Source organism: Agrobacterium sp. D14 (assembly GCF_001526505.1).
Classification (GTDB): domain Bacteria; phylum Pseudomonadota; class Alphaproteobacteria; order Rhizobiales; family Rhizobiaceae; genus Agrobacterium; species Agrobacterium leguminum.
Genome location: NZ_ASXX01000068.1, coordinates 234,749 through 260,244, shown reverse-complemented (window position 1 = coordinate 260,244; position 25,496 = coordinate 234,749). Strand labels below are relative to the sequence as shown.

24 protein-coding genes are annotated in these 25,496 nt (G+C 60.2%); 11 read left to right on the top strand and 13 right to left on the bottom strand.

Annotated features, from left to right (window positions below; all coding sequences use genetic code 11):
• The first annotated feature begins 16 nt into the window (after positions 1-16).
• The 3 genes from L901_RS25625 (at position 17) to L901_RS25615 (ending at position 3,840) form a co-directional block, all read left to right on the top strand.
• Positions 17-1,114 (top strand): ABC transporter ATP-binding protein, encoded by a 1,098-nt coding sequence (locus tag L901_RS25625; RefSeq protein WP_245289700.1) that lies wholly within the window; start codon positions 17-19, stop codon positions 1,112-1,114.
• The gene (locus tag L901_RS25620; protein WP_020812367.1) at positions 1,111-2,796 is read left to right on the top strand and encodes an iron ABC transporter permease; all 1,686 of its coding nucleotides are present in this window, start codon (positions 1,111-1,113) and stop codon (positions 2,794-2,796) included. Before L901_RS25625 ends, L901_RS25620 begins: the two co-directional genes overlap by 4 nt.
• An 81-nt stretch (positions 2,797-2,877) precedes the next feature.
• Positions 2,878-3,840, top strand: a complete 963-nt coding sequence (locus L901_RS25615) for a hypothetical protein (RefSeq protein ID WP_059761283.1) — start codon at positions 2,878-2,880, stop codon at positions 3,838-3,840.
• A gap of 53 nt (positions 3,841-3,893) precedes the next feature.
• Here the strand turns inward: L901_RS25615 and L901_RS25610 are convergent, their stop codons facing one another.
• The 11 genes from L901_RS25610 to L901_RS25560 form a co-directional block, all read right to left on the bottom strand.
• Positions 3,894-6,638, bottom strand: coding sequence for a LuxR C-terminal-related transcriptional regulator (locus tag L901_RS25610; RefSeq protein ID WP_245289699.1), 2,745 nt, complete (start codon positions 6,636-6,638; stop codon positions 3,894-3,896).
• A 90-nt stretch (positions 6,639-6,728) separates the two neighbouring features.
• The gene (locus L901_RS25605) at positions 6,729-7,817 is read right to left on the bottom strand and encodes a DUF917 domain-containing protein (RefSeq protein WP_059761192.1); all 1,089 of its coding nucleotides are present in this window, start codon (positions 7,815-7,817) and stop codon (positions 6,729-6,731) included.
• A 1-nt stretch (position 7,818) separates the two neighbouring features.
• Positions 7,819-8,907, bottom strand: coding sequence for a DUF917 domain-containing protein (locus L901_RS25600; RefSeq protein WP_082710841.1), 1,089 nt, complete (start codon positions 8,905-8,907; stop codon positions 7,819-7,821).
• A gap of 10 nt (positions 8,908-8,917) precedes the next feature.
• The gene (locus L901_RS25595) at positions 8,918-10,459 is read right to left on the bottom strand and encodes a hydantoinase/oxoprolinase N-terminal domain-containing protein (RefSeq protein ID WP_059761188.1); all 1,542 of its coding nucleotides are present in this window, start codon (positions 10,457-10,459) and stop codon (positions 8,918-8,920) included.
• 96 nt (positions 10,460-10,555) lie between these two features.
• Positions 10,556-11,614: an ABC transporter ATP-binding protein gene (locus tag L901_RS25590; protein ID WP_059761186.1), complete on the bottom strand. Its 1,059-nt coding sequence runs from the start codon at positions 11,612-11,614 to the stop codon at positions 10,556-10,558.
• Positions 11,615-11,685: 71 nt separating this feature from the next.
• Positions 11,686-12,789 carry an ABC transporter substrate-binding protein gene (locus L901_RS25585; RefSeq protein WP_245289698.1) on the bottom strand — a complete coding sequence of 368 codons (1,104 nt, stop codon included), beginning with the start codon at positions 12,787-12,789 and terminating at the stop codon, positions 11,686-11,688.
• A gap of 64 nt (positions 12,790-12,853) precedes the next feature.
• Positions 12,854-13,657: an ABC transporter permease gene (locus L901_RS25580; protein ID WP_003521960.1), complete on the bottom strand. Its 804-nt coding sequence runs from the start codon at positions 13,655-13,657 to the stop codon at positions 12,854-12,856.
• Positions 13,657-14,595 carry an ABC transporter permease gene (locus L901_RS25575; RefSeq protein WP_059761182.1) on the bottom strand — a complete coding sequence of 313 codons (939 nt, stop codon included), beginning with the start codon at positions 14,593-14,595 and terminating at the stop codon, positions 13,657-13,659. Before L901_RS25575 ends, L901_RS25580 begins: the two co-directional genes overlap by 1 nt.
• Before the next feature lie 16 nt (positions 14,596-14,611).
• Positions 14,612-15,379: an aspartate/glutamate racemase family protein gene (locus L901_RS25570; protein ID WP_059761180.1), complete on the bottom strand. Its 768-nt coding sequence runs from the start codon at positions 15,377-15,379 to the stop codon at positions 14,612-14,614.
• 341 nt (positions 15,380-15,720) lie between these two features.
• Positions 15,721-16,338 carry a nucleotidyltransferase domain-containing protein gene (locus L901_RS25565; RefSeq protein ID WP_059761281.1) on the bottom strand — a complete coding sequence of 206 codons (618 nt, stop codon included), beginning with the start codon at positions 16,336-16,338 and terminating at the stop codon, positions 15,721-15,723.
• Positions 16,339-16,392: 54 nt separating this feature from the next.
• On the bottom strand, positions 16,393-17,745 hold the full coding sequence (locus L901_RS25560) for a PLP-dependent aminotransferase family protein (protein ID WP_059761178.1): 1,353 nt from the start codon (positions 17,743-17,745) through the stop codon (positions 16,393-16,395).
• A 130-nt stretch (positions 17,746-17,875) separates the two neighbouring features.
• Between L901_RS25560 and L901_RS25555 the strand changes: the two genes are divergently transcribed.
• From L901_RS25555 to L901_RS25535, 5 genes are all read left to right on the top strand, one after another.
• Complete coding sequence (locus L901_RS25555; protein ID WP_059761176.1) at positions 17,876-18,280, top strand: VOC family protein; 405 nt, start codon at positions 17,876-17,878, stop codon at positions 18,278-18,280.
• A gap of 33 nt (positions 18,281-18,313) precedes the next feature.
• Positions 18,314-18,943, top strand: a complete 630-nt coding sequence (locus L901_RS25550; protein ID WP_059761174.1) for a LysE family translocator — start codon at positions 18,314-18,316, stop codon at positions 18,941-18,943.
• Positions 18,944-18,993: 50 nt separating this feature from the next.
• Entirely contained in the window at positions 18,994-19,839 is an 846-nt protein-coding gene (locus tag L901_RS25545; protein ID WP_059761172.1) for a PhzF family phenazine biosynthesis protein, read from the top strand.
• 28 nt (positions 19,840-19,867) lie between these two features.
• Positions 19,868-20,464 (top strand): NUDIX domain-containing protein, encoded by a 597-nt coding sequence (locus L901_RS25540; RefSeq protein WP_059761279.1) that lies wholly within the window; start codon positions 19,868-19,870, stop codon positions 20,462-20,464.
• Positions 20,465-20,553: 89 nt separating this feature from the next.
• A complete protein-coding gene (locus tag L901_RS25535; RefSeq protein WP_059761170.1) occupies positions 20,554-21,105 on the top strand; it encodes a DinB family protein in 552 nt (183 codons plus the stop codon).
• A gap of 19 nt (positions 21,106-21,124) precedes the next feature.
• On the opposite strand, the gene L901_RS25530 is transcribed toward L901_RS25535, so the two are convergent.
• Positions 21,125-22,012 carry a LysR family transcriptional regulator gene (locus L901_RS25530; protein WP_059761168.1) on the bottom strand — a complete coding sequence of 296 codons (888 nt, stop codon included), beginning with the start codon at positions 22,010-22,012 and terminating at the stop codon, positions 21,125-21,127.
• Between the two features lie 126 nt (positions 22,013-22,138).
• Here L901_RS25530 and L901_RS25525 point away from each other — a divergent pair, with 126 nt between their 5' ends.
• The gene (locus L901_RS25525) at positions 22,139-22,492 is read left to right on the top strand and encodes an antibiotic biosynthesis monooxygenase (protein ID WP_059761166.1); all 354 of its coding nucleotides are present in this window, start codon (positions 22,139-22,141) and stop codon (positions 22,490-22,492) included.
• A gap of 35 nt (positions 22,493-22,527) precedes the next feature.
• On the opposite strand, the gene L901_RS25520 is transcribed toward L901_RS25525, so the two are convergent.
• The gene (locus tag L901_RS25520; protein ID WP_059761164.1) at positions 22,528-23,448 is read right to left on the bottom strand and encodes a LysR family transcriptional regulator; all 921 of its coding nucleotides are present in this window, start codon (positions 23,446-23,448) and stop codon (positions 22,528-22,530) included.
• A 150-nt stretch (positions 23,449-23,598) separates the two neighbouring features.
• On the opposite strand from L901_RS25520, the gene L901_RS25515 reads away from it, so the two are divergent.
• Both L901_RS25515 and L901_RS25510 read left to right on the top strand, forming a co-directional pair.
• Positions 23,599-24,258, top strand: a complete 660-nt coding sequence (locus L901_RS25515; protein ID WP_059761163.1) for a hydrolase — start codon at positions 23,599-23,601, stop codon at positions 24,256-24,258.
• 238 nt (positions 24,259-24,496) lie between these two features.
• Complete coding sequence (locus tag L901_RS25510) at positions 24,497-25,405, top strand: LysR family transcriptional regulator (RefSeq protein ID WP_020812348.1); 909 nt, start codon at positions 24,497-24,499, stop codon at positions 25,403-25,405.
• Positions 25,406-25,496: the final 91 nt, after the last annotated feature.

Genomic DNA, 25,496 nt, shown 5'->3' with positions numbered 1-25,496 from the left:
CCGTGCAGGATCTGTCATGGAGCAGCACATGGCCGCCGTGGAAATTACCAGCATCAAGAAGAGTTACCGGGATGTCATCGCCCTCTCCGACATCAATATCTCCATCCCCTCGGGATCGTTTTTTACGCTTCTCGGTCCGAGCGGATGCGGCAAGACGACCCTCCTGCGCACGATCGCCGGGTTTCACCAGCAGGATAGCGGCAGTATCAGTATCGAAAGACAGGCGATCGAACATGTGCCTGCGCATAAGCGCGATGTCGGCATGGTCTTTCAGGATTATGCGGTTTTCCCGCATATTTCCGTATTCGACAACATCGCCTTCGGTTTGAAGCAGCGCAAGGCGTCTTCCACCGAGATTCGCGAACGCGTCGGCAAGATTCTCGACATCGTGCAGCTCGCTCCCTACGCCAAGCGCATGCCGCATGAATTATCCGGCGGTCAGCAGCAGCGTGTCGGCCTGGCGCGTGCGCTCGTCATCAATCCGAAAGTGCTGTTGATGGACGAGCCCCTATCCAACCTCGATGCGAAACTGCGCGTGGATCTGCGGCGCGAGCTGCGCGAAATCCAGCAGGCCATGAACATTACCACGGTCTATGTGACCCACGATCAGGAAGAGGCGCTTGCCATGTCCGATCTGGTCTGCGTGATGTATGGCGGCGTCATCCAGCAGGCCGCAGCGCCCTGGGAAGTCTATAACAACCCCGCCAACCGTTTCGTCGCCTCATTCGTGGGGGCAAACAACTTCCTGACGCTGGATCGTTCGGGTGGGCAGATATCCATTTCCGGGCACAGTGTGGGGCTGCCGCAGGTCGACGCCATTGCGCCGCAACGAACGGTCGTTGCCGCCATCCGTCCCGAAGCGATTACCGTCGGCTCGCCCGCGACCGAAGATGAACGCCGCATCGAACTGCCTGTCACCATAAGGCAGGTCAGCTTCACCGGCCGCGAGATGAATGTTGCCGCGGTGCTGTCGTCGGGAGAGGAAATCGAGGCGATCACCAAGCCGTCGCCCGATATCATCGCCCTTCAGCCTGGCCAGAAAACGGTTTTCTCCTGGGCTGCGGGCGATACCAAGCTCTTCGGTGAGGGCGTTACCGGGGAGCGCCTGTCATGACGGATATGACCGCGACCGCAACCACGGGCGGCTTCCGCCTGAGACTGCCGGGCTTCTGGACCAGCGTGACGGCATTTGCCGTTGTCATACTGGCGATCTTTTTGATCCTGCCCATTTTCAGCGTGTTCTTCATCAGCTTCTTCGACGCCAAGACGGGTGACTTCGGTTTCGGCAACTATGTTCAGGTGCTGACGCGGCGGTTTTATACCGTGGCATTGTGGAATACGCTTGTCATCGGCGTGCTTGGCATGTTGGGGGCCTGCCTGCTTGGTATTCCGCTTGCCTTCTGCACCTCGCGTTACCGCATCAAGGGCCGCACCTTCATTGCCACCTTCGCGGTGCTGGTTCTGTGCGCGCCGCCCTTCATCGGCGCCTATGCCTGGATCATGCTGTTCGGCGCCAACGGTGCGGTCACCAATCTCCTGTCTTTCGCCGGCATTTCACTGCCGACCATCTACGGGATACCGGGCATCGTGATGGTCTTCAGCCTGAAGTTCTTTCCCTATATCTTCCTGATGACGGAAAATGCGCTGAATACCATCAACAAATCCTATGAGGATGCGGCGGAAAACCTCGGCTGCACCGCGTTCGAACGCTTCCGCAAGATCACCTTGCCGCTGGTCTTTCCGGCAGTCAGCACCGGCGCGATCATCTGCTTCGTATTGTCCATCGCAGACTTCGGAACTCCGGCAATCCTCGGCAAGGGCATCAGGACGCTCTCGACCATCGCCTATGCGCAATACACCTCCGAAATGGCCGGCACGCCGACCATGGCAGTCACGATTTCCATGGTGATGATCGCTATTTCCATGGCCGCGCTTCTGTTGCAGCGGCACATTCTCGCCAAGCGCCGTTATGCCAGCTCATTGACCAACCGGCCGGTAAAGCGCTCCATGCGCCCGCTGAAATCGTTTATCGTGCACGGTTTCTGCTATCTGGTCGTCTTTGTCGCCATGCTGCCGTCCCTTACGGTCATCTACACATCGTTCCTCGCAACGAACGGCCCCGTCTTTACAGGCGGTTTCGGGCTGGACAGCTATGCCCGCATTCTTCGCGATTCACCGCAGGCGATTGCCAACAGCTTCACCTTTGCGATTGCCGCCGTGGTGTTGATCGCCATCGTTTCCGGCCTGCTCTCTTTCATCGTGGTCAGGCGGGACAATGCAGTATCGGGCTCGCTCGATCTTCTGCTGATGGTGCCCTATCTGATACCCGGCGTCGTCATGGCAATCGGCTACGTCACGACGTTCCGTTATCCGCCCTTTGACATTACCGGCACGGCACTCATCATCATCCTGCTGGTGTTTATCCGCCGCTTGCCTTACGGCGTCCGCTCCACGACCTCGATCCTGCGGCAGATCAAGCCTTCCATCGAGGAGGCCGCGGTCAATCTCGGCGCTTCGCCGGCAAAGACGTTCATATCGGTGACGGTGCCGCTGATGTTGCCGGGTCTCATCATCGGTTCATTGATGAGCTTCATCACCGCCATCAACGAATTGTCCTCGACGCTGATCCTCTACACGGCGCGGACAATTACGATGCCCGTGCTGATCTATATTCAGGTGATTGACGGCGAGTTCGGCACGGCCGCGGCTCTTTCCACCTTACTTCTCGTCAGCACCGGACTTTGCGTCTTCGTCGTCTTCCGGCTTTCGGAAGACAAGGAAGCCTCTTTCGTCTGAAACCATCAAATATCATTCAAAACTGCAGCAGCGGCGACCCATGTGTCGCCGCCAGCCTCCCTCTGCAAGGACACCAAAAAGATGAATATCGCGAGCTTTTCGCAATCGAAATACAAGAACGCCGCAAAGCCGGGGGACGATGTGGCGCTTCTCATTCCCGGACGGGTTCTGGCCGTTTTCGACGGTGCGACCGACCCGACCGGAGCAAGTTACGGTGGGCTGAGTTCCGGTCGCATCGCGGCCCTTGCCGCCGCCAATGCCGTGGCTGAGATGAGCCTTGACGGCAGGCTGGAAACGCTCGCCGCGCCCGCGCTTTTTCAGAATATCAGCGATATCCTGAAAAAGGAGGCGCAGCGCATCAATGCCGGCCATCCGCCATCGACCACCCTGGCGATCGTGGCGGATATGGGCGACAGCTTCCGCCTGCTGCTTGCCGGCGATTCAGGCGTCAGGATCAACGGCACCCGCCTGTTTCAGCACACAAAGCTGATCGATACGGTAAGCACTTCGGCGCGTATATTCGTGTTCAAACAGCTTCTCGCCGCCATCGGCGATGGCGATGCGGCTGAAGCTCGCACGCGCGCGACGATCTTCTCAGGCCTGCGTTCGGCTGTCGCAAACGGCATCATGACGGCGCGGGATGCGGAAAATGTCGTTATTGCCGCGGCCGGGATGAGTGGCCTTGAGAACGACATTGAAACGGTCGAGGAATTCCTGATGGGTGGAATCCGTGTCCAGCCGCAATTCGCAAACCGGCATGGGCATGTACTGGGTTACGCCTCGGTGAATGGCGGAACCGTCATGCAGGAGGGGACGGTTGACGTCCGTATCGCCAAAGACGGGCTATCGAGCGTTGAAATATTCTCTGACGGCTATTTGTCCCTGCCTGCGGGGACGGATGTTGCGGCCTGGGAAGCGGAATTCGCGCGTGTCGAGGCGGCGGATTTTCACAAGCTGCGTGAGTATCCGTCCGTCAAAGGTTCGACAACGGCGGAATTCAGCGATGACAGGACCGTCATTTGCCTCAACCTGGTTCAAGGGTAGTCCAGTTTAAGAACCTCATGTGAGCCGGCCGACATCGCATATCGATGTCGGCGTCATTCGCGGTCGGTTAGCTTGAGATGTTTGCTGACGGAGACGGCCATGCCGCGCCGGCTGACGCCAAGCTTCGCGTAGATGTTCTTCAGGTGGAATTTCACGGTCGCTTCCGAAAGGCCGAGATCGCGGGCCATTTCCTTGTTGCTGCGGCCTTCGGAGAGAAGTTTCAAAACGGTGGTTTCCCGCCCGCTCAGCAGTCCGGCGGCATGTGTTGCGCCGTCGTCATTGCCGCCCAGCGGCATCACCATGCGTGGCTGGCGGCCAAGGCCGTGTCCGACGATGCGGCTCATGAATTCCACCGCGTTCGGGCTGAATACCTTCAGCCCGAAACGGCGCACGATGGCGCGCAATGTGGTGGCAAGATCGTGCCCCTCATCGGTAAAGAGCTGCGTCGCCTCGTGAGCGCGGGCAAGGGCGATGGCCGATTGCAGATAGGCGAAGGCCTGTTGTTGCCGGCCCGCTTTCCACGATGCCTGTACCGCCATGATTTCGGCCAGCATGCGGTGATAGGCGCGGCCGGACGCCTTGGCGGAAAGGATCAGGGCTTCGAGCCTTAGCAATGCCTGCGGCGCCTGCCCCTGCGCAAGCGCGAACCGGGCGCTTGCGATGTCGAAATCATAGGCCTCGCGCCAGGTCCAGTTGCCGGGACCGCCCGCCTGTTTCAGGGTTTCCACCCGTTCCATCGCCTGCGTCGCCGACTCGATCATGCCGGCCCTGACGAGCAGATCGACACGCATGATCGCAGCCGCGGTCTTCAGGCGGGGCAGGTTGCGCTCCACCGCCACTTCCTCCGCCTTGTCGATTGCGGCAGCGGCGGCGTCGAAGCCGCTGACCTGAAGACGGCTGCGGGCCAGCAGCCAGAACAGGCGCATGAAAAGGTCGACCCAGCTTTCGCCGCGTATCAGCGGCTCCACGCACTCCGTCAGGGTCTGCTCGACGTGAAGCACCTCACCCTGCTGATAAAGCACATCGGCTGTTGCAAGACGGACGATGGCAAGCAGGTTCCTGTCCGTCCAGTGCACGCGTTCCACCAGTTCTTCGGCCTCCCGGCAAAACTGCAGGGCGGCGGAAAATTCACCGGTCAGCGTGCTGACGAGGCCGAGGTGGATGAGCATGAAGACCTGGGCATAGGGCGTTTTCTCCTCGCGGTAATATCCGAGCGCCTTCAGCGCCGCCCGCCGCGCCTCCTCAAGCTCGCCGGTCCGGGTGTAAATGATGCAGAGGTGGTTGAAGAGCCAGGCGAGTTCCCACGTGGCATGCGGCGGCAGGGCGGCGGCGGCCCGTTCCAGCCGTTGCGCCTCGGCAGGGCTCATGCGGCGGTCTTCATAAACATCGATCAGGCTGTCGATATGGTCGAGGACGCTACGGTCGACGGCGGCAAGTGCGGCAGCGGACCATTCGCCGTTTTCTTTCAGAATATCGAGCCGTTCGCGCCCGGCCGCCGCATTGCCGCGCTTGGAGAGCACCACGGCATAACAGACCATCAGGCCGGGCGATGCATGCAGGATTTCCGGCGGAAAATTATCGATCAGGTGCTCCAGCACCTGATGCCCGGCCCGCAGGAAAATATCGACGCCGCCGGCCTTGCCGATGATTTCTTCCGCCATATGGAAATCGCCACTCTGGGCGGCGTGGGAAACGGCGCGTTCCAGATGGGCGCGGGTTGCAAACCAGAGGGCGGCCTGGCGATGCAACGCCTTCTTTTCCGTTTCCGAAACGAAGGCGGTGTCCCGTTCGAGGCAGGTGCGAAGCACGGGGTGCAGGGAGAGCCAGCCATTCGGCCCGTTTTCGATAATGGGATGCATGGCCTCCAGCATGGCCAGATCCTCTTCCGTCAAGCCGGGCAAACCGAGGTCGGAGGCGAGATCAAGACGAAATTCCGAGAAAGGCGACAATCGGCGCAGGGTGGACAGGAGTGCGGGAGAAAGCCGGTTGATGACGGTTTCGCGCGTGTAGTCCATCAGATCGGCATGGGTCCCCGCGAGCAACAGGCGCCGCTCTTCTTCCGTCGGGCCTCCGGTCACGATACCGGTGGCGAGTTGCGCCAGCGCGGGCCAGCCGCGGGTGATTTCCATCAGGGGATCGACAAGCGCCGCCATCGCGCCGCGGGCCAGAAGCCGCCGCAGGTCGGATCGCCCGAATTCGAGTTCTCGCGCCGTCACCTCCGTCAATACCCCGCGTGCCTTCAGCCGGGCAAGCGGCAATTGCGCGGGAGAACAGGACGAGCAGGCGATACGGAGCGTATCGGGCGCGGAAAGAATGAGCTGCTCCAGAAGCCGGTATCGGCTGCCGGTATCGATTTCGTCGACATTGTCGATGAAAAGAATGGTCAGACCCTCACGCCGCGCCACCGCTTCCATGGCGTCCGTCATCGCATCCTGCGTGTCCGCCATTGTGGCAAGGCCAAGCGACTGACGCAATTCACCGACGAAACGCTCAGGGGACGCAATTCCGGACGCGTTGAGCCAGGAACAATGGGAAACCGCCGTATCGCGCATGCCCGGCAAAGTGAGGGTGCCGTCCACCAGACGCTCATAGGCCGCTTTCATCAGGGCGGTCTTGCCGAAACCGGGCGGGGCGCGAAGAACGACGATCTGTCTGGAAAGCCCTGCGGCCAGCTTGGAGAGCAGATAGGGTCTTTCGATGCCTGAAAAAAGCATGCGCGGCGGGCTGAAGCGCAACCCGGCGCCGGTAAAGGTTCTGACGGCATGCAACGGCTTTTCACGCAAGACACGGCTCGGCATCGGTCCTCTTTCGTCACTGAACGACCGGCCCCAGCCGAAATGATGTCCGGAAAGGGCAGGGCATTATCAGCGCCTGATGCCGGGCGTTCGTCAAGAGCCGAGTGGCCGGTAGGCTTGCGGCAGGCCGAAGGCGGCGGGACCGAAGACGGCCAGCGCTTCCGGCGTGCGCATGATGGGCGGCACACGCACGGCAAGCACGTTTACGCGCTGTCCATAACGCAGCCTCTCTGTGGTGATGGCTTCGGCCGTGTCGATGTCGAGCACGGTGATGAGATCGGGAACGATCGCGAGCACGCGTCCGCCTTCTTCCTCGGCGACGAGATTTTCGTTCTGGATGCGGATTTTGACCTTCGGTTTCGAGGCATCAAAGGGCTCGATGGTGGCGATCCCCACCGACCAGCCGTTTTCTTCCTTGCGGGCGACATCGCAGACCTTGCCGGAGGTGATGATTTCGGCATGGCCGTAATGCGTGCCCGCAAAAAAATCGACAAGCGCCCGGACCGGGTCGAGATGCCCTGCGGCCGCCTCGCGCAGGGTCCGGCCAATGCCGATGGCAAGCGACATGGTTGCCGGCACCGAAACGCGTTTTGCCGTCTCGCCATCCATGCCGTAATTGACGATGTAAGCCTGTCCGCCCATGCGGATGGTCACGCCCCGGGCCAGCCACTCGGCCTTGGCGGCGTCTTCGGTCTCGATCAGCACGCGGTTGCCGCGTTCGTCCGCCACCGCCACCGGGCTTGCCGGCACGCCGTAGACGTTGAAGGTTTCCATTTCAAGCTGCGGGAAGGCGCGGCCCATGCCGTCCGCATCAATGACGGGCACGCGCTTTTTGGCCGCCAGCACAATGGGTATCATGGAATTGATGCCACCCGCCTCGAAGGGAATGATGGCGCCGACATCGATGCCGGTGTGGTCCTCATAGGTCTCAAGCGCAAGGTCGCCCTCTTCGCCGGAGGGGATTTTTTCGATGAGGATGGTGGGCGCTCCCATCGCGCCGCAGGCGACGACGGCTGCGCCATCGGGCACCGCGTCGAGTGCGATCAGATCGACCGGTCCGTATTTTTCGATGGCGGCCTTGGCCAGAAGTTTGCCGATATAGGGATCGCCGCCGCCGCCGGTGCCGAGAACGGCCGCGCCGACGGCCAGATCGTCTATGTCCTGCTCCGTGATGATTGCCATGTCAGTCGATCTCCTCGATGGAGGTAAAGGGTTCCTTCAGGCCGAAGCAGGCCGGGCCGAACACGTTGAGCGCTTCCGGGGTGCGCATGATCTCGGGCACGGAGACGGCAACCACGGTGACGCGCTGGCCGTAACGCAGGTTTTCGCTGGTGATTGGCTCGGCGGTTTCCGTGTTCATGATCGAGATCAGGTCCGGCACGATGGCTCTTACCTTGCCATCCTGTCTGGCGATCAGGTTCTCGTTCTGGATTTCGATTTCCATCTGCGAGGTGAATGGCGCGACGGCTTCGATGCGGGCGCGGCCAATGGTGAAACCGGCTTTGGTTTCGCGCATCACATCGACGATCTTTCCCTGAAAGATGACGCGACCATAACGGTAAAGCGTGGATGGCAGGAAACCGAGAAGCGCCTCGATGGGATTGATGTGGTCCTCCTGCGCCTTGCGCAACACCTTGCCGATGTGGATCGCCAGTGTCAGCGTATTGGGAATTGCCGTGCGCTTCACCTCCGCGCCGCTCATGGCATATTCCGCAATATAGGCGCAGCCGCCCATGCGAATGGCGACGGCGCGGGAGAGCCATTCCATCTGCCTGTTATCGACGGCTTCGATCAGCGCGCAATCGCCCCACTCGTTGCTCACCGCCATGGGAGAGCCGGATATGCCGTAAACGCCGAATGTCTCCATTTCGAGAAACGGGAAGGCGCGCCCCATGCCATCGGCATCGACGATGGGCAGACCGAGCCGGGCGCCGACGACCAGCGGAATGGTGGAATTGATGCCGCCTATCTCAATTGGCATGGTGTAGCCGGCTTTTTTGCCGAGCCGTTTCTCAAGGCGACGGAGCGAGAAGATGGCCTCTTCGCCGGAGGGGATTTTCTCCACCAGCACGGTCGGCGCACCCATCATGGCTGTCGGGATGACGAGGCTGTCGTCCGGCAATTCACTGGGATCGATCAACTCGACCTCGCAGCCTTCGTCCAGGCATTGCTGCACCATCATGCGCCCGACATAGGGGTCGCCGCCGCCGCCGGTTCCGAGAAAAGCCGCGCCGACGGCAAGATCGGCAAGATGTTCGCGTGTGAGTTTCATCGCCATGCCCTCAACCGATCACCAGGTCGCCGACCGCCTTGACGCGGATGCGGGTGGCGCTGCCGGGCAGATAGGCAAGCGGCACTTCCTCGATATCCATGATCTTGACGGAGGCTGCAGTCGCCCCCGCCTTTACCGCCCGTTCAGAAGCCTCGGCCTTGGCGCTTGCCAGAACGGCGTCACGCGAGGTGCCTTCCAGCGAGAAGATGCGGTCAACCTCGCCGCCTACCTGTGCGATCGCCGCGCCGATGGCATTGGCGACGGAGGCGTTTTGTGGCCTCAGGACCTTCGATGCCGAAGGCAGATCGCGTGAGACCAGAATGGAGCCGCCGCCCACCAGAATGACGGGGAGCGGATCGGCGCTGGTCTTCATGCGATCCACGGCCTCATCGACCATGCGATGCATGGTGTCGAGCGCGTTTTCGATGGTTTTTGCAGGAATATGCGCAACGCGGGATCGGTCGCCAATATCCTCCAGCCCGGCCGCCACCACGATATCCGTGGTTGTCAGCGTATCGCCGCCGAAAACCAGCGCCTTGCTGGTGATCTCGTAACCGACGGAATCGGGGCCGATGCGCTTACCCTCGTCACGCACCAGCGAGCCGCCGCCAAGCCCGATGGCGAGCACGTCCGGCATGCGGAAATTGGTGCGCACACCGCCAATATCGACGGCAACCGCCGATTCTCGCGGAAAACCATGCACGAGCATGCCGACATCCGATGTCGTGCCGCCAATATCCACCACCATGGCTTCCTTGACACCGGCCAGCATCGCAGCGCCGCGCATGGAATTGGTGGGGCCGGAGGCGAAGGTAAGGACGGGATAACGCTCCACATAGTCGGGAGACATCAATGTTCCGTCGTTCTGGCTGATGAAAAAGGGCGCCTTGATGTCGAGTTCCTTCAGCGCGCTGCGGAAGGAGGAGACGACCTTGCGGGAAAGCTCGGCCAGCGAGGCATTCATGATCGAGGCGTTTTCACGCTCGAGGAAACCCACCCTGCCGATTTCATGGCTGAGCGAGATGGCGATGTCAGGAACCGCATCGCGCAGGATTTCGGCGGCGCGAAGCTCCATTTCCGGCGTGACCGGCGAAAAAACCGAGGTAATGGCCGCCGTCTTCAGGCCGCGTTCGCGCACGGTGGCGGCAACCTCCATCAATCCCTTTTCGTCGAGAGGCGCGATGGTGCGCCCGTCGAATTCATGTCCGCCGCGCAGCATGAAGGTGTGGCGGCCAAGCGTGTCGGCAAGGTCCTTCGGCCAGTCGGTCAGCGGCGGCAGGCCCTTGGTGGCCGGCAGGCCGAGGCGGATGGCGGCGACTTCCAGCAGGCGCTTGCGCTCGACCACGGCATTGGTGAAATGGGTCGTGCCGATCATCACCGCCTGAATTTGCGAGACGGATACGCCCGTCATGCCCAGAAGCTTGTTCAGCACCGCCACGATGCCCGAGCCGACATCGGCCGTTGTCGGGCTTTTGCAGGCGCCGATGACCGCTGCCCCATCCATAAGGGCGGCGTCGGTATTCGTGCCACCCACATCAATGCCAATACGCATGTCTTTCTCCTGTCGATTGACAAGGGAAGGGCGCCTGCGCGGCTGGTCACCGCACATTGCATCCTTTCCCGATTTTCTGGTTCCGGTGGCCGGGTCTCAGGCCACCAAGACTTCGGATCGTTCCGGGTCCCACGTCACGCCGATCGCCTGTCCGGGCGACAGCCTGGCGAGATGGGACTGGTTCTGCCGTTCGGCGACGATATCCTGCCCGCCGACCGAAAGATGGTAGCGGACAAGGGCGCCCTGATAGGTTTCAGAGACGACGGTTGCCGGAACGCCGGTGCCGGCCTCGCCGATGATGATGTTTTCCGGCCTGACGATGAGCTTGACGGCTTTGCCATCGGCGAAGTCTTCGGCGGGAACACGTGTCAGCGCCACGGTGTCGCCGAAGCTGACCACCAGGCTTTCGCCTTGGCGGCCCCTCACCGTGGCGTCGATGACATTCGACTGGCCGATGAAGGTGGTGACGAAAAGTGTCTTCGGCCTCTCGTAGATTTCCTGCGGCGTGCCCACCTGCTCGACTCTGGCTTTCTGCATCACGCCGATGCGGTCGGACATGGTAAGCGCCTCATCCTGATCGTGGGTCACGTAAACGGTAGTGATGCCGAGCTTCTTCTGCAGGTCCTTGATCCAGTATTTCATCTCCTCCCTCAACGATTTGTCGAGCGCCGAAAGCGGTTCGTCGAGAAGCAGGATGCGCGGTTCGGTAACCAGCACGCGGGCAAGGGCCACACGCTGCTGCTCGCCACCGGAAAGCTGGCGCTGATAGCGGTTTTCATATCCCATCAGCCCGACCTGGCGTAATGCGAAGGCGACGGAGCTGTCGATTTCCTCCCTGGATTTCTTTCGCAGCTTAAGGCCAAAGGCGATGTTTTCCGCCACGCTCATATGCGGAAAAATCGCATAATTCTGAAAGACGATACCGATGTCGCGCTTTTCGGGCGGCAGATGGGTGACGTCATCCGATCCGATCAGGATCTGCCCCGATGATGGGCGGATGAAGCCGGCGATCATGCGCAATGTCGTGGACTTGCCGCAGCCGGAAGGTCCCAGCAGCGAGAAGAATTCGCCCTGCTCTATATGCAGATCGATGCCTGCGACCGCGACATTGTCGCCATAGGATTTGACGAGGCTTTTCAGTTGAATATCCGACATCGTCTTTCGTTGTCCTTTCCCTCTGGGGCGTGGCCGGCGGAACCGGCCACGACGTTCTGCGGGTGCGAGGGTCAGCCCGCGAAGATTTCGTTCACGGTCTCGACGATATCGTCTTCGTTTTCGAGATAAGCCTTCCAGTCCGGCAGCCAGAAATCCTTGGTGGCGTCGGCGCTGTTGACGATGCCGGCCTTGACGAGATTGTCCGGCAGGACGGCATTGGAGACGGTGGGGCGCAGGTAGAATTCCTTGCCCATATTGGTCATGAAGGACGGCTCCAGCGCCCGGTTGAGAAGCGCATAGGCAAGCTTCTTCTGGGTCGGCTCGGAATAGCGGCTGACCGTATAGGTCTGGGTCAGGATCGGTTGCAGTTCCTTCCAGTACATGACGGCGAAAGGCGCGCCCTTGTCGCGGGCCTGCATGGGTTCGGCGTCGCTCTGCACCGCCATGACCACTTCACCGCGATCCATCAGCGTCTGCATGTTGCCGGTGAAATCCGAAATCTTGGCAGGCATCAATTCCTTCATCGCCTTGTAACCGGCATCGAGATCATACTGATCCTTGCCGAAGAGCGAGCAGGCGACGAGGAAGAAGTCCATCTGCAGCGTGTTGGAGGTGATGTAGGTGCCGCGCTTGCCGGCGAATTCCGGCTTCCACATGTCCTTGAAGCTGGTCGGCGGCGGTGTGACGAGATCGGTGCGGTAGGCATGCACATACTGGTTGAAGGCCCAGGTGACGCCGACGCCGTTCGAGGTGGCGAAGGGCCAGAGATTTTTGCCGTTCGGCAGGTTGGGAAGGATTTCGTCGATCGTGTGGAAGAAATCGCCTGCCGCCGCCGTCTTGAACATTTCCGGCAGGTTCCAGTTGGTAATGTCGAGCGGCGGTTTCTTCGGCCCGTTGGCGACGAATTTGGGAAACCACGGCCAGGTGGAATCATATTCGATCTTGCAGTTGAAATCTTTCGCGAAGTCGGTCAGCAGATATTTATTGACCAGCTCGCCCCACGGGCCGCCCCATTCGCCTATCCGCAACACCGCCCCGCCAGCATCGAAGACGGAACCGTCATAGGTCACGTCCTGCGAGAAGGCGTGATTGATGTTGAAGAGCGGCAGGGTTGCTGCTGCGGCGCCGATCTTGAGAAGCTTGCGGCGGCCGGGATCGAATGTCATTCCTGTCATGTCCATGTTCCCCTTGTTTTTGAATCTATGGATACGGGTAGTTCATTGAATGTCCGGCGGAGCCCTAGCCGCCGAAAATGCGCTTCAGATTGATGAGCCTGGAGGTCGCCACCATCGAGACGACAACGAGGAGGATGGCGAAGATGCCTGCCGCAGCCGCGGTGGGTTCGAAGGCGTAGCGCAGCGCCACATACATCGCCATCGGCAGCGTCTGCAGGTTTGGCGTCGAGAGAAACAGCGTCACCTCGAACTGGCCGAAGGAAATGATGAAGGCGAAGATGGTGCCCGCCGAAATGGCCGGTGAAATGATCTTCAGCGTCACGAGGCGGAAGGCGGTGAAGGGAGAAGCCCCCAGCGACCGTGCCGCCTCTTCCAGGCTGCGGTCGAAGCCGACGAGGGCGGCGGTGACCGTGGCGATGACGAAGGGGCAGGTGACGATGACATGGCCGACGATCAGGCCCGCCATGCTCCGCGCCAGCCCGATGCCGGTGGTGACGTAGAACACATAGAGCGCAAGGCCAAGCACCACCCCCGGCAGGACGATGGGCATCATGAAGAAGGCGCGCAAAGGTGCGACAAGCCGGCTGGACGACCGTGTCAGGAAAAGGGCCGCCATGGTGCCTAGTACCGTCGAAATCGCTGTCGAGATGCCGGCGACGAGGAAGGAAACGCCATAGGCCGAAAGGAAGGTCGGCGAGGTCAGGAAGGCATAGACCCAGCGCAGGGAAAAACCCTGCGGCGGAAAGGTCAGGTAATCGCCGGCATTCAGCCCGGACAGGATGACGATGATGACCGGCACCAGCAGGACGGTCAGTGTCAGGACCGACAGAAGCCTGAAAACAAGCGGAATGGATGATTCCTCACGCATCAGCTGCGCCCTCCCGTGGTGCGCATGGCTGCGCGGTGATAGACGGCGATCGCCATCAGGCTGGTGACGAAGAGGACCACGGCGATTGCCGCACCGAATTGCCAGCGCCCGGTTTCCGCCACCTGCTGGTAGATGTGGATCGGCATGACCATGACCTTCCAGCCGCCCATCAGCGCCGGCACGACATAGGATGAAATGGCGAGTGCGAAGACCAGTAATGTGCCCGCCAGAATTCCCGGCATGGAAAGCGGCAGCACGATGGAGAAGAAGGCTCTCGTGCGGGAGGCGCCGAGCGATCTGGCTGCCTCTTCCAGCGCCGGATGGATGGATTTGATGATGCCGATCAGGGAGAGGATCATGAAAGGCAGCGTGATCTGCACCAGCCCGACCACGACGCCGAAAATATTGTACATCAGCGGCAGCGGCTGCGAAATGACACCCATGCGGATGAGCGCGCCGTTGATGAGACCGTTATCGCCCAGAAGTACCATCAGCCCATAGAGCCGGATGACCATGTCGAGCTGCATGGACGATAATACGAGGATCATCAGCAGGGTGTTACGGCCGGGATTGACCGTCTTGGCGATGACATAGGCAAGCGGATATCCGAGCACCAAGCAGACGAGCGCCACCACGGCGGCAATGCCGACGGAACGCAGGATGGCCTCGTAATAGATGGCGCGGGTGAATATGCGCACGAAGTTGTCGAAGGTGATCGCGCTCGACAATGTGATGACGCCGGCCACTGATTTGTTGAAGGCGAGGGCGAAAAGCGAGGCGGTGGGCACGACGAAAAAGGCGATGAAAAAAATCAGGGCGGGCAGCAGGAGCAGCCAGAAGCCGAAACCATCACTGGAGCGTTTTCGCGCCGGCGAAACCTGAGCGAGGGGCAGGCCGTCCATCTGCTTGTCCGTTGTCGTCATTGCGGATACCGCCATGTTGCGTGATCTCCCGTCATTCGGCCGCTTGCGGCAACATGGCCCTGTGCAGTGCGTCGTAGCCGATCAGTTCCTTTTCAGGCGGTGCCGGATAGGTCGTCTTGCTCTGGGAAAGGCCGGCGCGGACGAGGCCGGCGGCAATGGAAACGGCTGTCGGGATGGGATCGACGACGGGAACGTCGATGCCCTCGGCAAGCAGCCCTTCACGCAGGCCGGCGGCGCATCCCATCAGGCCGGTGCAGCCGAAAATCAGGGCTTCCGCGCCATCTTCCTCCACCGCCTTCCTGCCTTCCTCGACCAGGCGGCGGGCGGTGGCGGCAAGGTCCGCCTCGAGATCCAGCACGGGAATATCGACACTGCGCACCGAGGCCAGCTTGCTGGAGAGGCCACTAAGGGCGGCGGTGTTTTCAAAAGACGGGATCAGGCGGCGCATGACGGTGATGACGGAGAATTTGTGCCCCAGCATGGAAGCAACATGCATGCCGGTTTGGCATGGCCCGAGAACGACCATGCCGGAAATCTCCCGGGCCGGGCGCAGGCCGGGATCGCCCATGCAGTCGATGATGACGGTATCGACGCCTTCACGTTCGGCGCGGGCTATTTCAAGCAGGGTGCCCGGAACGGACATCGCCGCCTCGAACTCGCTTTCAATCGAGCCCGGCCCGGTGGCTATTTCGGCGTGGGAAAGGCTGATGCCGGGATATTCCAGCGCCTTGAGATCCGCCAGCTTGCGAAAGCCGCGCGTTACGATGGGGGATACGACACGAACATGGACGTCACGCATTCTCGATATCTCCTTCAGCACCGCAACGACTTGCATATGCGGGCAAAACCAGGCCTGAAGTTGCGTATCCGACGCTTGCCGAGCCTCCGGTGACTGCGCCGCTTGTTCCGATGCCTTACGGTGCATCGGCTTGCCGCCGGACGAAAGAGCTTAGGCGAATAGGGGCTTCACTCTTTTGGGTGGGTAGTATGGCTGGTTTGAAAGCGCAGTACCTATTCGTTTAGATAGGTACTGCTGCATAAAACAGATGCGCCTGCGATGTTTGACTAAACATTGGGCGATCAAAGTCGTAAAATGAGGCGTTTCTGGCGTTTTGCGAACGGTTTAACCGCAAGTGGGCCTTACGGGAGGCGCAGCGCCCGCACCCAGTCGTGACCCGGGTGCAGGCGGTCGAGGCAGTCTCGCAGCCAAAGGCGTTCCGAAAGGGGTAATTTGGGCTGGGCTCTTGCGAAATCGTCCTCGTCCTTGGGGCGCCTGTGCTTTGCCTTGAACAGAAGCACGGCGGAGGGATTGAGATAAGGGATGCCGTCTGCGGTCAGCGACACCATTTCGATCCGCGGCCGCGTCATTTCCGGATTTCTCTTGTAAACCCAGGTGTCATTCGTCCCCGGCTCGATCATCATATCGGCGCGCCAGCACTCGGCAGGGCGATCGAAGCACCATATTTGAAAAATCTCGGGAGCCGGGTGCTGGTCCGCTGGCAGCGGTTCGATAACGCCATCGTTGACGGTATAGAACTCCATGTCACCCAGTTTCCGGCGAAAGATACCCAGATATTCGCGCAGGACCGTGAATTCGAGATCGTCATGTTCGCGTGTCTTGCTCCCGTGCCACAGATCGAGAGCCCAGCCGCCGACAACGCACCATGGCTGCGATACGCCGTCCAGTCGCTGGGACAGTTCGGCAGGGCTCCAAGGGTTCCACGCATTCTGGTCCGGCACAAGCGGGTGATCACTCATCATATACGGTCGCTTCCATGCAATTTTCGTATTGCCGTTTATTTGCCGATGGCCTCAAGGCCAACGCTTCAGCAGCCCCGCCAGAAGCGTCAGCGCCTCCGTGAGATCGTCGAATGACGGGCCGCCGAGACAGAGTCGAATACCGCTCGCCGGATCGTCGGGATTCACCAGCATGGATTCCGGAGGGGTCAACTTGATACGCATCGCCGCAGCGGCGAATGCGAAACGATTGGCGGCGTCGCGTTCCATCGGCAGCCAGACGTTGTATGCATCGGGATGCGAGCCAAGCTGGTTCGTGCCGAGCAGTGAAACAGCCAGACTGGAGCGCCGTCGGGCCTCGTGACGTAAATCCCGCTGGATTGACGAGATGATGCCGGAGGTCAGCCAATCCTCAACCACCGCGCAGGACAGTGCGGATGGGGCCATCGGCATGTCCTGCAGAAGGTCTTCGGCGGTGTCGTGCAGTCCGGCCGGTAATGCAAGCACGCCGATCTGCAGGCCGGGACCAAGGGACTTGGAGAGCCCGTTCACATGAAACGAGATTTCAGGGGCCAATGAGGCGAGCGGCGGCAAGGCCTCGGCCGATGCCGCATAAACACCGTCCTCGATGATCCATACGCCGGCCCGGCGGCAAATATCCGCAATGACCTGCCGCCGCGCTGCGCCCATTGTGACGGTTGTCGGATTATGCAGCGTCGGTGTCAGATAGACTGCTGTGCCGTCACGCGACGCCGTGCCGGCGAGCGCTGCGGCAAGCGCTTCCGGCACCATGCCTTCGGCATCGATTTCAACACCCTGCATCCGGTATCCTTTTCTCCGGGCCAGTGCGATCGCGCCGGGATAGGTGATCCGTTCGGTCAGGAGCAGGCCCTTCGGGCCGCAGGCGAGATCGAAGGCCAGGGCCAGCGCCTGGCGGGCGCCGCTCGTCAGTACCAGATGTGACGGATCGACAGTCAGACCCAGCGTTTCTAGCCAGTGGGCCAGAATGCGGCGGTGTTCCAGATGTCCGGCGGGCGGGGCGTAAAGATTGATGTGATCCGTATCGATCCTGCGGGCGATCCCCGTTAGTGTCCTGGCCAGAATGCGGGCGTTGAGCGTGGCCGGCGGCGCATTGGAGGAGAGGTCGAACTGCCGATCCTTGTGCGCCTCCTGGAGCGCGACGAATGTTCCCCGCCCCTTGACGCTGCGTGTCAGTCCGCGCCGTTCGAGAACTGAATAGGCTTTTGTCACCGTGCCAAGCCCCACCCCCAGTTTCCATGCAAGATCGCGATGGGCGGGTAGACGGTCACCGCCCGTCAGTCGCCCCTCGATGATGTCATCGGCAAGAGCGAGCACCAGCCGTTCTGCGGCATTCGCCTCAATATCTGCAAGACGGGGAGTCCAGGGGGATTGCAGCAGCACGATCATACCTTCGATAAAAGTGTCACGTTACACTATTTCAATAAACAGCAAGTGTAACATAGGCTATGACGACGCTGATTGAAATCCACACTTTACGGCGGGCAATCGGCCATGATGCCGGCGCTTGGAGGATCGAATGTTCAGCCATGTAACCGTCGGAACGCGTGATCTTGAGCGGGCGGAACGCTTCTACGATGCCGTGCTTGTCCCGCTCGGCTTGACGCGGCGGGTCGTTACCCCGGATGGCGGGCCTGCGGCGCTTTGCTGGGTGGCAGCACACTCCCCGTTGCCCCGCTTTTATGTCTATCGTCCTTTCAACGACGAGCCGGCCACGGTTGGCAACGGCGGCATGGTCGCCTTTCTGGCGCCGTCGAAAGAGGCGGTGGAGACGGCCTATGCAGGCGGCCTTGCGCATGGCGGCACGGATGAAGGAGGTCCGGGGCCACGCCCGCATTACGGAGACGGATATTTCGGCGCCTATCTGCGTGACCCTGACGGCAACAAGGTCCACATCGTTCATCGCGGAGACCTCCAGCAATAGTGCTGGGGAAGTCCTGATTCTGGAGAAATCGGAATGATCGCCAGCCAGATCGCCCTCGTCTACGGCACCTATATCGTCGCCACCGCCAGCCCGGGGCCAAGCAACATGGCGATCATGGGTACGGCGATGCGCGATGGTCGTCTGCCCGCCCTCGCTTTGGCTGCCGGTGTCATCACCGGCTCGCTCTTCTGGGCGATCCTTGCTGCGACGGGCATGTCCGCCGTGCTGGCCGCCTATGCCCAGGCGCTTTTCATCCTCAAGATATTTGGCGGCATCTACCTGCTGTATCTGGCCTTTAGAGCGGGCAGGTCGGCCCTGAAGCCGGTCTCCGATCTTGTGGGGATGAACACCGGGCGTGCGACGCCGCCCTATCGGGTGCTCTACCGGCAGGGTCTCCTCATGCATATTGGAAATCCGAAGGCGATCATGGCGTGGATAGCGATCATGTCGCTGGGGTTTCGCGAAGACGCGCCTGCGGGCATGTTGCCGGCGATCGTTGGCGGCTGCGCCCTTCTCGGTGTCATCGTATTCGGCAGCTATGCGCTTCTCTTTTCCACCGCCTCGATGATTGCGCTCTACACCAGATTGCGGCGCTGGATCGAATCCATGCTTTCTGCGGTATTTGCCGTTGCAGGACTGAAATTGCTTCTCTCGCAGAGCTGACAGCCCCGCCATCCGCGTTGCCGATCAATCCCAACTGAAAGAGCCGTGTCATGAGTTTTGCTATCCATATGATCGACGTGTTCGGCTCCGGGCCGCTTTCCGGCAATCCGCTGGCGGTCGTCATCGGTGCCGATGCTTTGTCGACGGATGAAATGCAGGGATTGACGCGCTGGTTCAACCTTTCCGAAACCACCTTCCTGCTGCAACCCACCCATCCGCAGGCTGATTACCGGGTCAGGATATTCTCGCTGGATAGGGAGTTGCCCTTTGCCGGGCATCCCACACTTGGCAGCTGCCATGCCTGGCTCTCCGCCAACGGCATGGCAAAAAATCAAACCGCCATTGTTCAGGAATGCGGTGCGGGACTGGTCACGATCCGGCGCTCGCATGGACGACTTTGTTTTGCCGCGCCGCCGCTTATCCGTTCCGGCGCACCGACGCCGGCCGAACTGGAAGAGGCGCGGCAGCTGTTGAGGATCGAGGCTTGCGATATCATCGATGCCGCCTGGATCGATAATGGTCCCGGCTGGCTGGGAATCAGGCTGGCATCGGCCGAAAAGGTGCTTGGCCTCGACCCGGCCCGCAATTGGCCAGGCCGTATCGATGTCGGTGTGGTTGGCCCTCATGCGCAAGGCGGCGAGACCGCCTTTGAGGTTCGCGCCTTTTTCAGCGATCATCTGGGCGTCATCGTCGAAGACCCCGTTACCGGAAGCCTCAACGCCTCGCTGGCGCAATGGCTGTTTGCGACGGGCGTGGTTGGTAAAGACTATGTCGCGGCGCAGGGAACGCGCCTTGGCCGCCACGGCCGCATCTATCTGACCCGCGACGATGCCGGCCAGATATGGGTTGGCGGCGAAACGCGCACGCATGTCGAAGGCCGGTTGCAAGGCCTTTGAAAAGACAGACGAAAACGAGGTGAATTTGATGAGTAGCAGTGTTTACCGCCCCATTTCCGAACGCGTATTGGCGGATGATTGGGGACGGCTGACCAAGTATGAGTATGAACTTCAGCTGAGGGATGGAAGCTGGCAACGGCAGACCCGGGAAGCCTATGATCGCGGCAACGGCGCGACATGCCTGTTATATAATCCGGCAAGCGATAATGTCCTGCTGACCCGCCAGTTCCGGTTGCCCGTGCTTTTGAATGGCGGTCTGGAATCGCTGATCGAGACACCGGCAGGGCTGCTGGAAGGCGCTGACCCGGCGACGCGAATGCGTGCGGAACTGATCGAGGAAACCGGTTATGAGGTTTCCGAACTTACGCATCTGTTCGATATCTATATGAGCCCCGGATCGGTCACGGAATATCTCGCCTTTTTCTACGGTGAATATGCCGAGAAACATAAGGTCGGGGCAGGCGGCGGTTCAGCCGACGAGGGCGAAGACATCGACGTGTTGGAAATCGCCTTGCCCGAGGCGATGCGGATGATCGGCCGCGGCGATATTCGCGATGCCAAGACGATCATTCTGATCCAGCATCTCGCCATCCGGCTCTTGCAGGAAAAGATCGCGGCACGCTGATCCTCATCCAATGCCTCCGGTCCGGGGCGTCAGCGCCGGATCAATCCGATCATCGTTTTTGAAATTCAAAAATACGAAGGAGTTTCAGCATGGGTATTGCGCCGCTCAGCCCCGTTCACGCATCCGCCGCCTCGGCAACGGACACCCTGAAAATGCTGGTACGTTACAAGGCCTGGGCGAACGGGTTGACGTTCAGAAGCGTGATGGAGCTGCCGGAAGGTGAAGCCCTTCGGCAAAGGCCGACGCGGTTCGGAAACATGGTGCATACGCTGAACCATGTTTATGTGGTGGACGATATTTTCAGGCATCATCTACAAGGAAAGAAACACGGCTACACCGCCCGCAACACCGACAATACGCCCGCAATTGGCGAATTATGGGAAGCCGTTCAGGAAATGGACCGCTGGTATGTCGATATGGTCGACATCTGGGCGGACGTAGATCTCGCGAAAGCCGTTTATTTCGAATTTGTCGGAGGAGGGGAAGGCGTCATGACCCGCGAGCAGATCGTGCTGCATATCGTCAATCATGGCACCTATCACCGCGGCTTTGTCGGCGACATGATGTATCAGGTGCCTTTTACGCCGCCGTCAAACGATCTTCCCGTCTTTATCAGGGATCATTATCGCGGCGCTTACTGAGCGCTTGCCGTCTGTTCGATCACCGGGCGAAAAGATTGGCGGCCATATAGTCTACAAATGCTCTGACTTTTGGAGAGAGATATCGATTGGTCGGCCAGAGGACGCGGAAAGTCCCTGTGTCGGCCATATAATCATCCAGCAGCGATACCAGTTTTCCCTGAGCGATTTCGGATGTCACCGCGAATGAGGGCAGACATGTTATCCCGAATGATCGTTCCGCAAGGTAGATCAGGGGCTCCAGCGTGCTCGCAACGGTGGCGACCGGAATATCGATCCTGATTTCGCGTCCTTCGCGAACCAGCGGCCACGGCTCAAGCTTTCCGGAATTGGCGAAGCGATGGTGGAGACAGCGGTGCCGGGCAAGATCTTCCGGAACCTCCGGGCGTCCATGCGTCTTGAGGTAGTCAGGCGCCGCCACGACGCTGTGCCTGAAAATGCCGAGCTTGCGGCTCATCAGCCGTGTGTCCCTGATCTCGCCCGTTCGGATAACGGCGTCGAATCCCTCTTCGATGACGTCAACCAGACGATCGGTAAAATCGAGGTCGAGGCTGATTTCGGGGTATGCCTGCATGAAGGCGGATATCGTCGGCATCAGAAGCATGCCCGCAAGCGGAAGGCTCACACGAAGTTGCCCGCGCGGAACGGCCTGCGATCTCGACAGTTGCGCCTGCACGGTCTCATATTCGGACTGGATGCGCCGGCAGGTATCGAGGAAGAAACTTCCATCCTCCGTCAGGGCCATGCTGCGCGTCGAGCGATTGAACAGTCTTACGCCCAGCTCCTCCTCCAGACGCGCAATGGCTTTTCCGACGGCTGATCCTGAGATGCCGAGGCGATGCCCGGCGGCCACGAAGCTTCCCGCTTCCGCCACCTGAATGAATATGCCGAGTGTTCCGAGCTTGTCCATGACGCCGCAATTAAGGAATTTTTGTCCGGTATGTTAAGAATAGCAGCTTGTTTATCCGCTATTTTGCTTCCGATATCCAGATGTCGCCGCGGCCGAAATGGCCCGAGCTTCAAATGGAGATAACTCATGGAAACGAAACCTACCGCAGCTTTTGCGGGCTCTCCCTCTCCCACAACTTTCGTTGTCAACGTCATTCATGCGCATCCGGGAAAGCAGGACGAAGCCTTCGCCATTATTCAGGATGTCGTTCACTATGTTGCCGAACGAAAAGAAGGGTTTCTCTGGAGCAGCCTTGCGAAAAGCACCGACGGAGAGACCGTTGTTAATGTCGAGGCCATTCAGGGAACCGGCAATGTCGACGAGTTCTTTTCCGATCCGCAATTCGTCGAAAAATTCCGGAAACTGGACACCGTCTCCAGGAGCGAGTTCCACACATACACCGTCGGTGACCTGGTTCTCCCGAAGCCCACGGCTGGGTGACGGATAGAGCGCGCTCGGTTTTGAAAACGTGCCGGTCAGGTGGCGGCCGGGGGGCTTCCCCCGGCATTGGAGCGGAATGCCGTCGTCGGGCCGTGGTCAAAGCACTCGATCAGCATCTCGGTCAGCACCCGGATTTTTCTTGCCGGATGCTGGCCGGGCGGTCTGACGACAAATATTCCCGCCGGCGGCGGCGGATAGCGTTTCATGACGCGGACCAGCTCGCCCGAGTCCAGATGATCCTTGATGAGATCGTCGGGCAACACGGCGATCCCCAAACCGGCAACTGCGGCGACGGCGAGGGCGGCCCCGTTGTCGGCCTTGAAACGTCCCTGTGGGCGAATGCTTGTCACCCTGTCTCCATCCATCGCCTGCCAGGTTTCCGTTCCCTGCATGAGAGCCTGATGGGTTAGGAGTTCTTCCGGTGTCTCCGGAGAGCCATGGATCCTGATATAGTCCGGGCTGGCGACGAAACTTCCGTAGAGGGGGCCGACGCGTCTGGCGACAAGGTTGGAATCCTGAAGGTGGCCGATCCGGATCGCACAATCATACCCTTCTGCGATCAGATCCACGAAACGATCCGTGTAACAGGTCTGAATCTGGAGTTGAGGATAGCGGTGCGCCATTTGCGCAATCACCCGTGCGAAATGCGTCGGGCCGAAAGAAAGCGGCGCAGCAATCCGCAGACGCCCGCGGAGCTCGCCAGCCGGAAGAATTGTCTCCCTCGCCACATCGATTTCGGCTGAAATCCTTGCCGCATAGTCCCTGAAGGTTGCGCCCGCTTCTGTCAGGGAAGCGCCGCGTGTGGATCGGGCCAGAAGCTGGACACCAAGCTCGGCTTCAAGCCGCAAGAGCCGCCGGCTGACCATCGACTTGGAGATGCCGAGCCGCAGTGCGGCTGAAGTGACGCCTCCCGCATCTGCAACTTCGACGAATGTCCGAAGATCTTCGATATCCACTCAGCGTTCCTCATTCTGCGACACAGCTCAGCGCTGACAAGGACTACCGCATCATAAACAGGAATGACAAGTTTCGTCCCGCGGCAACGCCCGAAGGGGCGCATGTCTTTGCGCAAGCGCTTCAATAAACCGCCAACATAGGATGAACCCATGACCTTTCGTAACGGCCTCGATTCACTTCTCCGCCCTGAAGATTCCGTCCTCGTTCTGATCGATCATCAGCCCTATCAGCTCGCGAACCTGAACAGCCACGATCCGCAGGCTGTGGTCAACCTCACGACCGCACTGGCGAAGCTGGCAAAAGCCTTCAATGTTCCGACGGTTCTCACCAGCGTGATTGCGGCGCGCGGCGGACTTCTCTTCAAACAGATCACCGATGTGTTCCCCGGCCAGGAAGTCATCGATCGCACCTGGGTGAATACCTGGCAGGACGAGAATGTGGTGAACGTCGTCAAGGCGACCGGCCGCAAGCAACTGATCATCGCCGGCCTGTGGACCGAGGTTTGCGTCGCAATGCCCGTCATCCAGGCCGCCGGCGAAGGTTGGGACGTGACCGTGATCACCGATGCGTCGGGCGGGATTTCGAAGGAGTCTCACGAAGTTGCCATCCAGCGCATGATCGCGGCCGGTGCGAACCCGATGACCGTGATGGCGCTCGCCGGCGAATGGCAGCGCGATTGGGCGCGCACCGACCATGTCGAGGAACTGACCGAAATCCTCATCCAGCATTTCGGCGGCAGCGGCATCGCCTATCTCTGGGAGCAGCAGCTTCTCAACACGCCGGTGCCGGCCACAAAGGGCGGTCACTAAAGCCGGGCAGGGATGGCGGGCGTCTGTTGGCTCCCGCCATCCCGTCGCCTCAAGGCTATTCTCCCACCCTGCAAACGAGGCCGGCGCGATCCCCATGAGAAAGGGAGGCGTCGGCTTTGATCGCTTGCCTATGGGCGCGCGCATCGGACATACTACCCCTTGAACCACAAAGGCCAAGGGCAAGACGAAGCCAGAGACTTGGAACTGGATCGCGGAGCCATGCGAGAAGATTGAGCCCATGAATACGCGATTCCTCGAAACTTTTCTCTGGGCTGCCCGATTGAGCAGCTTTTCGGCAGCCGCGGAACGTTTGCACACAACGCAAGCATCGGTGTCCAACCGGATTGCCGCCTTGGAGCGGGAGCTTGGTGTCGTGCTGTTCACGCGCGATGTGCGCTGCGTCAACCTGACGCCCGCCGGTCGTCTGGCGCTGCAACATGCCGAAAAGATCGTCAACCTCACCGGCGAGTTCCGGCAGATCGTCAGTAACCGGGAGGCGCTGAGGGGTACGGTGCGGATCGGTGCCGCCGATACGATCGTCTATGCCTGGCTGCCGCTGCTTATCCGCCGCGTGAACGAGCAATATCCCGGCGTCAGCCTCGATCTGACCATCGATACCAGCCTGAAACTCTCGCAGCGCATTCAGAACGGTGAGGTGGATGTCGGTTTCATCATGGGGCCGATCATGGCTGCGGATATTTATAATTCACCGCTCTGCACCTTCGAATCCTGTTGGGTCGGCGCCGTCGAATTGCCGCTGCCGGAAACCGGTGTCACGCTTGAAGATATCGCGCATTTTCCGCTGCTTACCTTCTCGACCGGCTCACAACCGCATCAGGCGTTGCGGGCGCTTCTCGATTCCCATGGCCTGTCCGATAGCCGCATCTACAATTCCAATTCGCTGTCGATCATGACGCGCCTTGTGGCCACGGCCGTCGGGGTGGGCGCCTTGCCGCGCGTTTTGGTGGACGGCATCATCAAATCGGGCGAAGCGCGTATTCTCGACATCACGCCGCCGGTGCCGCCTCTTACCTTCCACACGGTTTATCAGGAGCGCGGCGACAACGCGCTTGCCCGTGCCATTGCCGACATGGCGACGGAAATCGTCAGTGAAACCACCACGCAATGGATGACGGCCGCAGCTTAAATTTTATGCTGCAACGCAAAATGATTAATCTATAAGCTTACCTTATGGGTTTCGATAGAGTTTTTCCGTTTGTCAGGAAAACAGTTCCCGT

What these genes read in the sequence shown, in the direction of transcription:
- L901_RS25625 (WP_245289700.1), top strand. Translation starts at nt 17, where the DNA reads ATGGAGCAGCACATGGCCGCCGTGGAAATTACCAGCATCAAGAAGAGT.
- L901_RS25620 (WP_020812367.1), top strand. Translation starts at nt 1,111, where the DNA reads ATGACGGATATGACCGCGACCGCAACCACGGGCGGCTTCCGCCTGAGA.
- L901_RS25615 (WP_059761283.1), top strand. Translation starts at nt 2,878, where the DNA reads ATGAATATCGCGAGCTTTTCGCAATCGAAATACAAGAACGCCGCAAAG.
- L901_RS25610 (WP_245289699.1), bottom strand. Translation starts at nt 6,638, where the DNA reads ATGCCGAGCCGTGTCTTGCGTGAAAAGCCGTTGCATGCCGTCAGAACC.
- L901_RS25605 (WP_059761192.1), bottom strand. Translation starts at nt 7,817, where the DNA reads ATGGCAATCATCACGGAGCAGGACATAGACGATCTGGCCGTCGGCGCG.
- L901_RS25600 (WP_082710841.1), bottom strand. Translation starts at nt 8,907, where the DNA reads ATGAAACTCACACGCGAACATCTTGCCGATCTTGCCGTCGGCGCGGCT.
- L901_RS25595 (WP_059761188.1), bottom strand. Translation starts at nt 10,459, where the DNA reads ATGCGTATTGGCATTGATGTGGGTGGCACGAATACCGACGCCGCCCTT.
- L901_RS25590 (WP_059761186.1), bottom strand. Translation starts at nt 11,614, where the DNA reads ATGTCGGATATTCAACTGAAAAGCCTCGTCAAATCCTATGGCGACAAT.
- L901_RS25585 (WP_245289698.1), bottom strand. Translation starts at nt 12,789, where the DNA reads ATGACAGGAATGACATTCGATCCCGGCCGCCGCAAGCTTCTCAAGATC.
- L901_RS25580 (WP_003521960.1), bottom strand. Translation starts at nt 13,657, where the DNA reads ATGCGTGAGGAATCATCCATTCCGCTTGTTTTCAGGCTTCTGTCGGTC.
- L901_RS25575 (WP_059761182.1), bottom strand. Translation starts at nt 14,595, where the DNA reads ATGGCGGTATCCGCAATGACGACAACGGACAAGCAGATGGACGGCCTG.
- L901_RS25570 (WP_059761180.1), bottom strand. Translation starts at nt 15,379, where the DNA reads ATGCGTGACGTCCATGTTCGTGTCGTATCCCCCATCGTAACGCGCGGC.
- L901_RS25565 (WP_059761281.1), bottom strand. Translation starts at nt 16,338, where the DNA reads ATGAGTGATCACCCGCTTGTGCCGGACCAGAATGCGTGGAACCCTTGG.
- L901_RS25560 (WP_059761178.1), bottom strand. Translation starts at nt 17,745, where the DNA reads ATGATCGTGCTGCTGCAATCCCCCTGGACTCCCCGTCTTGCAGATATT.
- L901_RS25555 (WP_059761176.1), top strand. Translation starts at nt 17,876, where the DNA reads ATGTTCAGCCATGTAACCGTCGGAACGCGTGATCTTGAGCGGGCGGAA.
- L901_RS25550 (WP_059761174.1), top strand. Translation starts at nt 18,314, where the DNA reads ATGATCGCCAGCCAGATCGCCCTCGTCTACGGCACCTATATCGTCGCC.
- L901_RS25545 (WP_059761172.1), top strand. Translation starts at nt 18,994, where the DNA reads ATGAGTTTTGCTATCCATATGATCGACGTGTTCGGCTCCGGGCCGCTT.
- L901_RS25540 (WP_059761279.1), top strand. Translation starts at nt 19,868, where the DNA reads ATGAGTAGCAGTGTTTACCGCCCCATTTCCGAACGCGTATTGGCGGAT.
- L901_RS25535 (WP_059761170.1), top strand. Translation starts at nt 20,554, where the DNA reads ATGGGTATTGCGCCGCTCAGCCCCGTTCACGCATCCGCCGCCTCGGCA.
- L901_RS25530 (WP_059761168.1), bottom strand. Translation starts at nt 22,012, where the DNA reads ATGGACAAGCTCGGAACACTCGGCATATTCATTCAGGTGGCGGAAGCG.
- L901_RS25525 (WP_059761166.1), top strand. Translation starts at nt 22,139, where the DNA reads ATGGAAACGAAACCTACCGCAGCTTTTGCGGGCTCTCCCTCTCCCACA.
- L901_RS25515 (WP_059761163.1), top strand. Translation starts at nt 23,599, where the DNA reads ATGACCTTTCGTAACGGCCTCGATTCACTTCTCCGCCCTGAAGATTCC.
- L901_RS25510 (WP_020812348.1), top strand. Translation starts at nt 24,497, where the DNA reads ATGAATACGCGATTCCTCGAAACTTTTCTCTGGGCTGCCCGATTGAGC.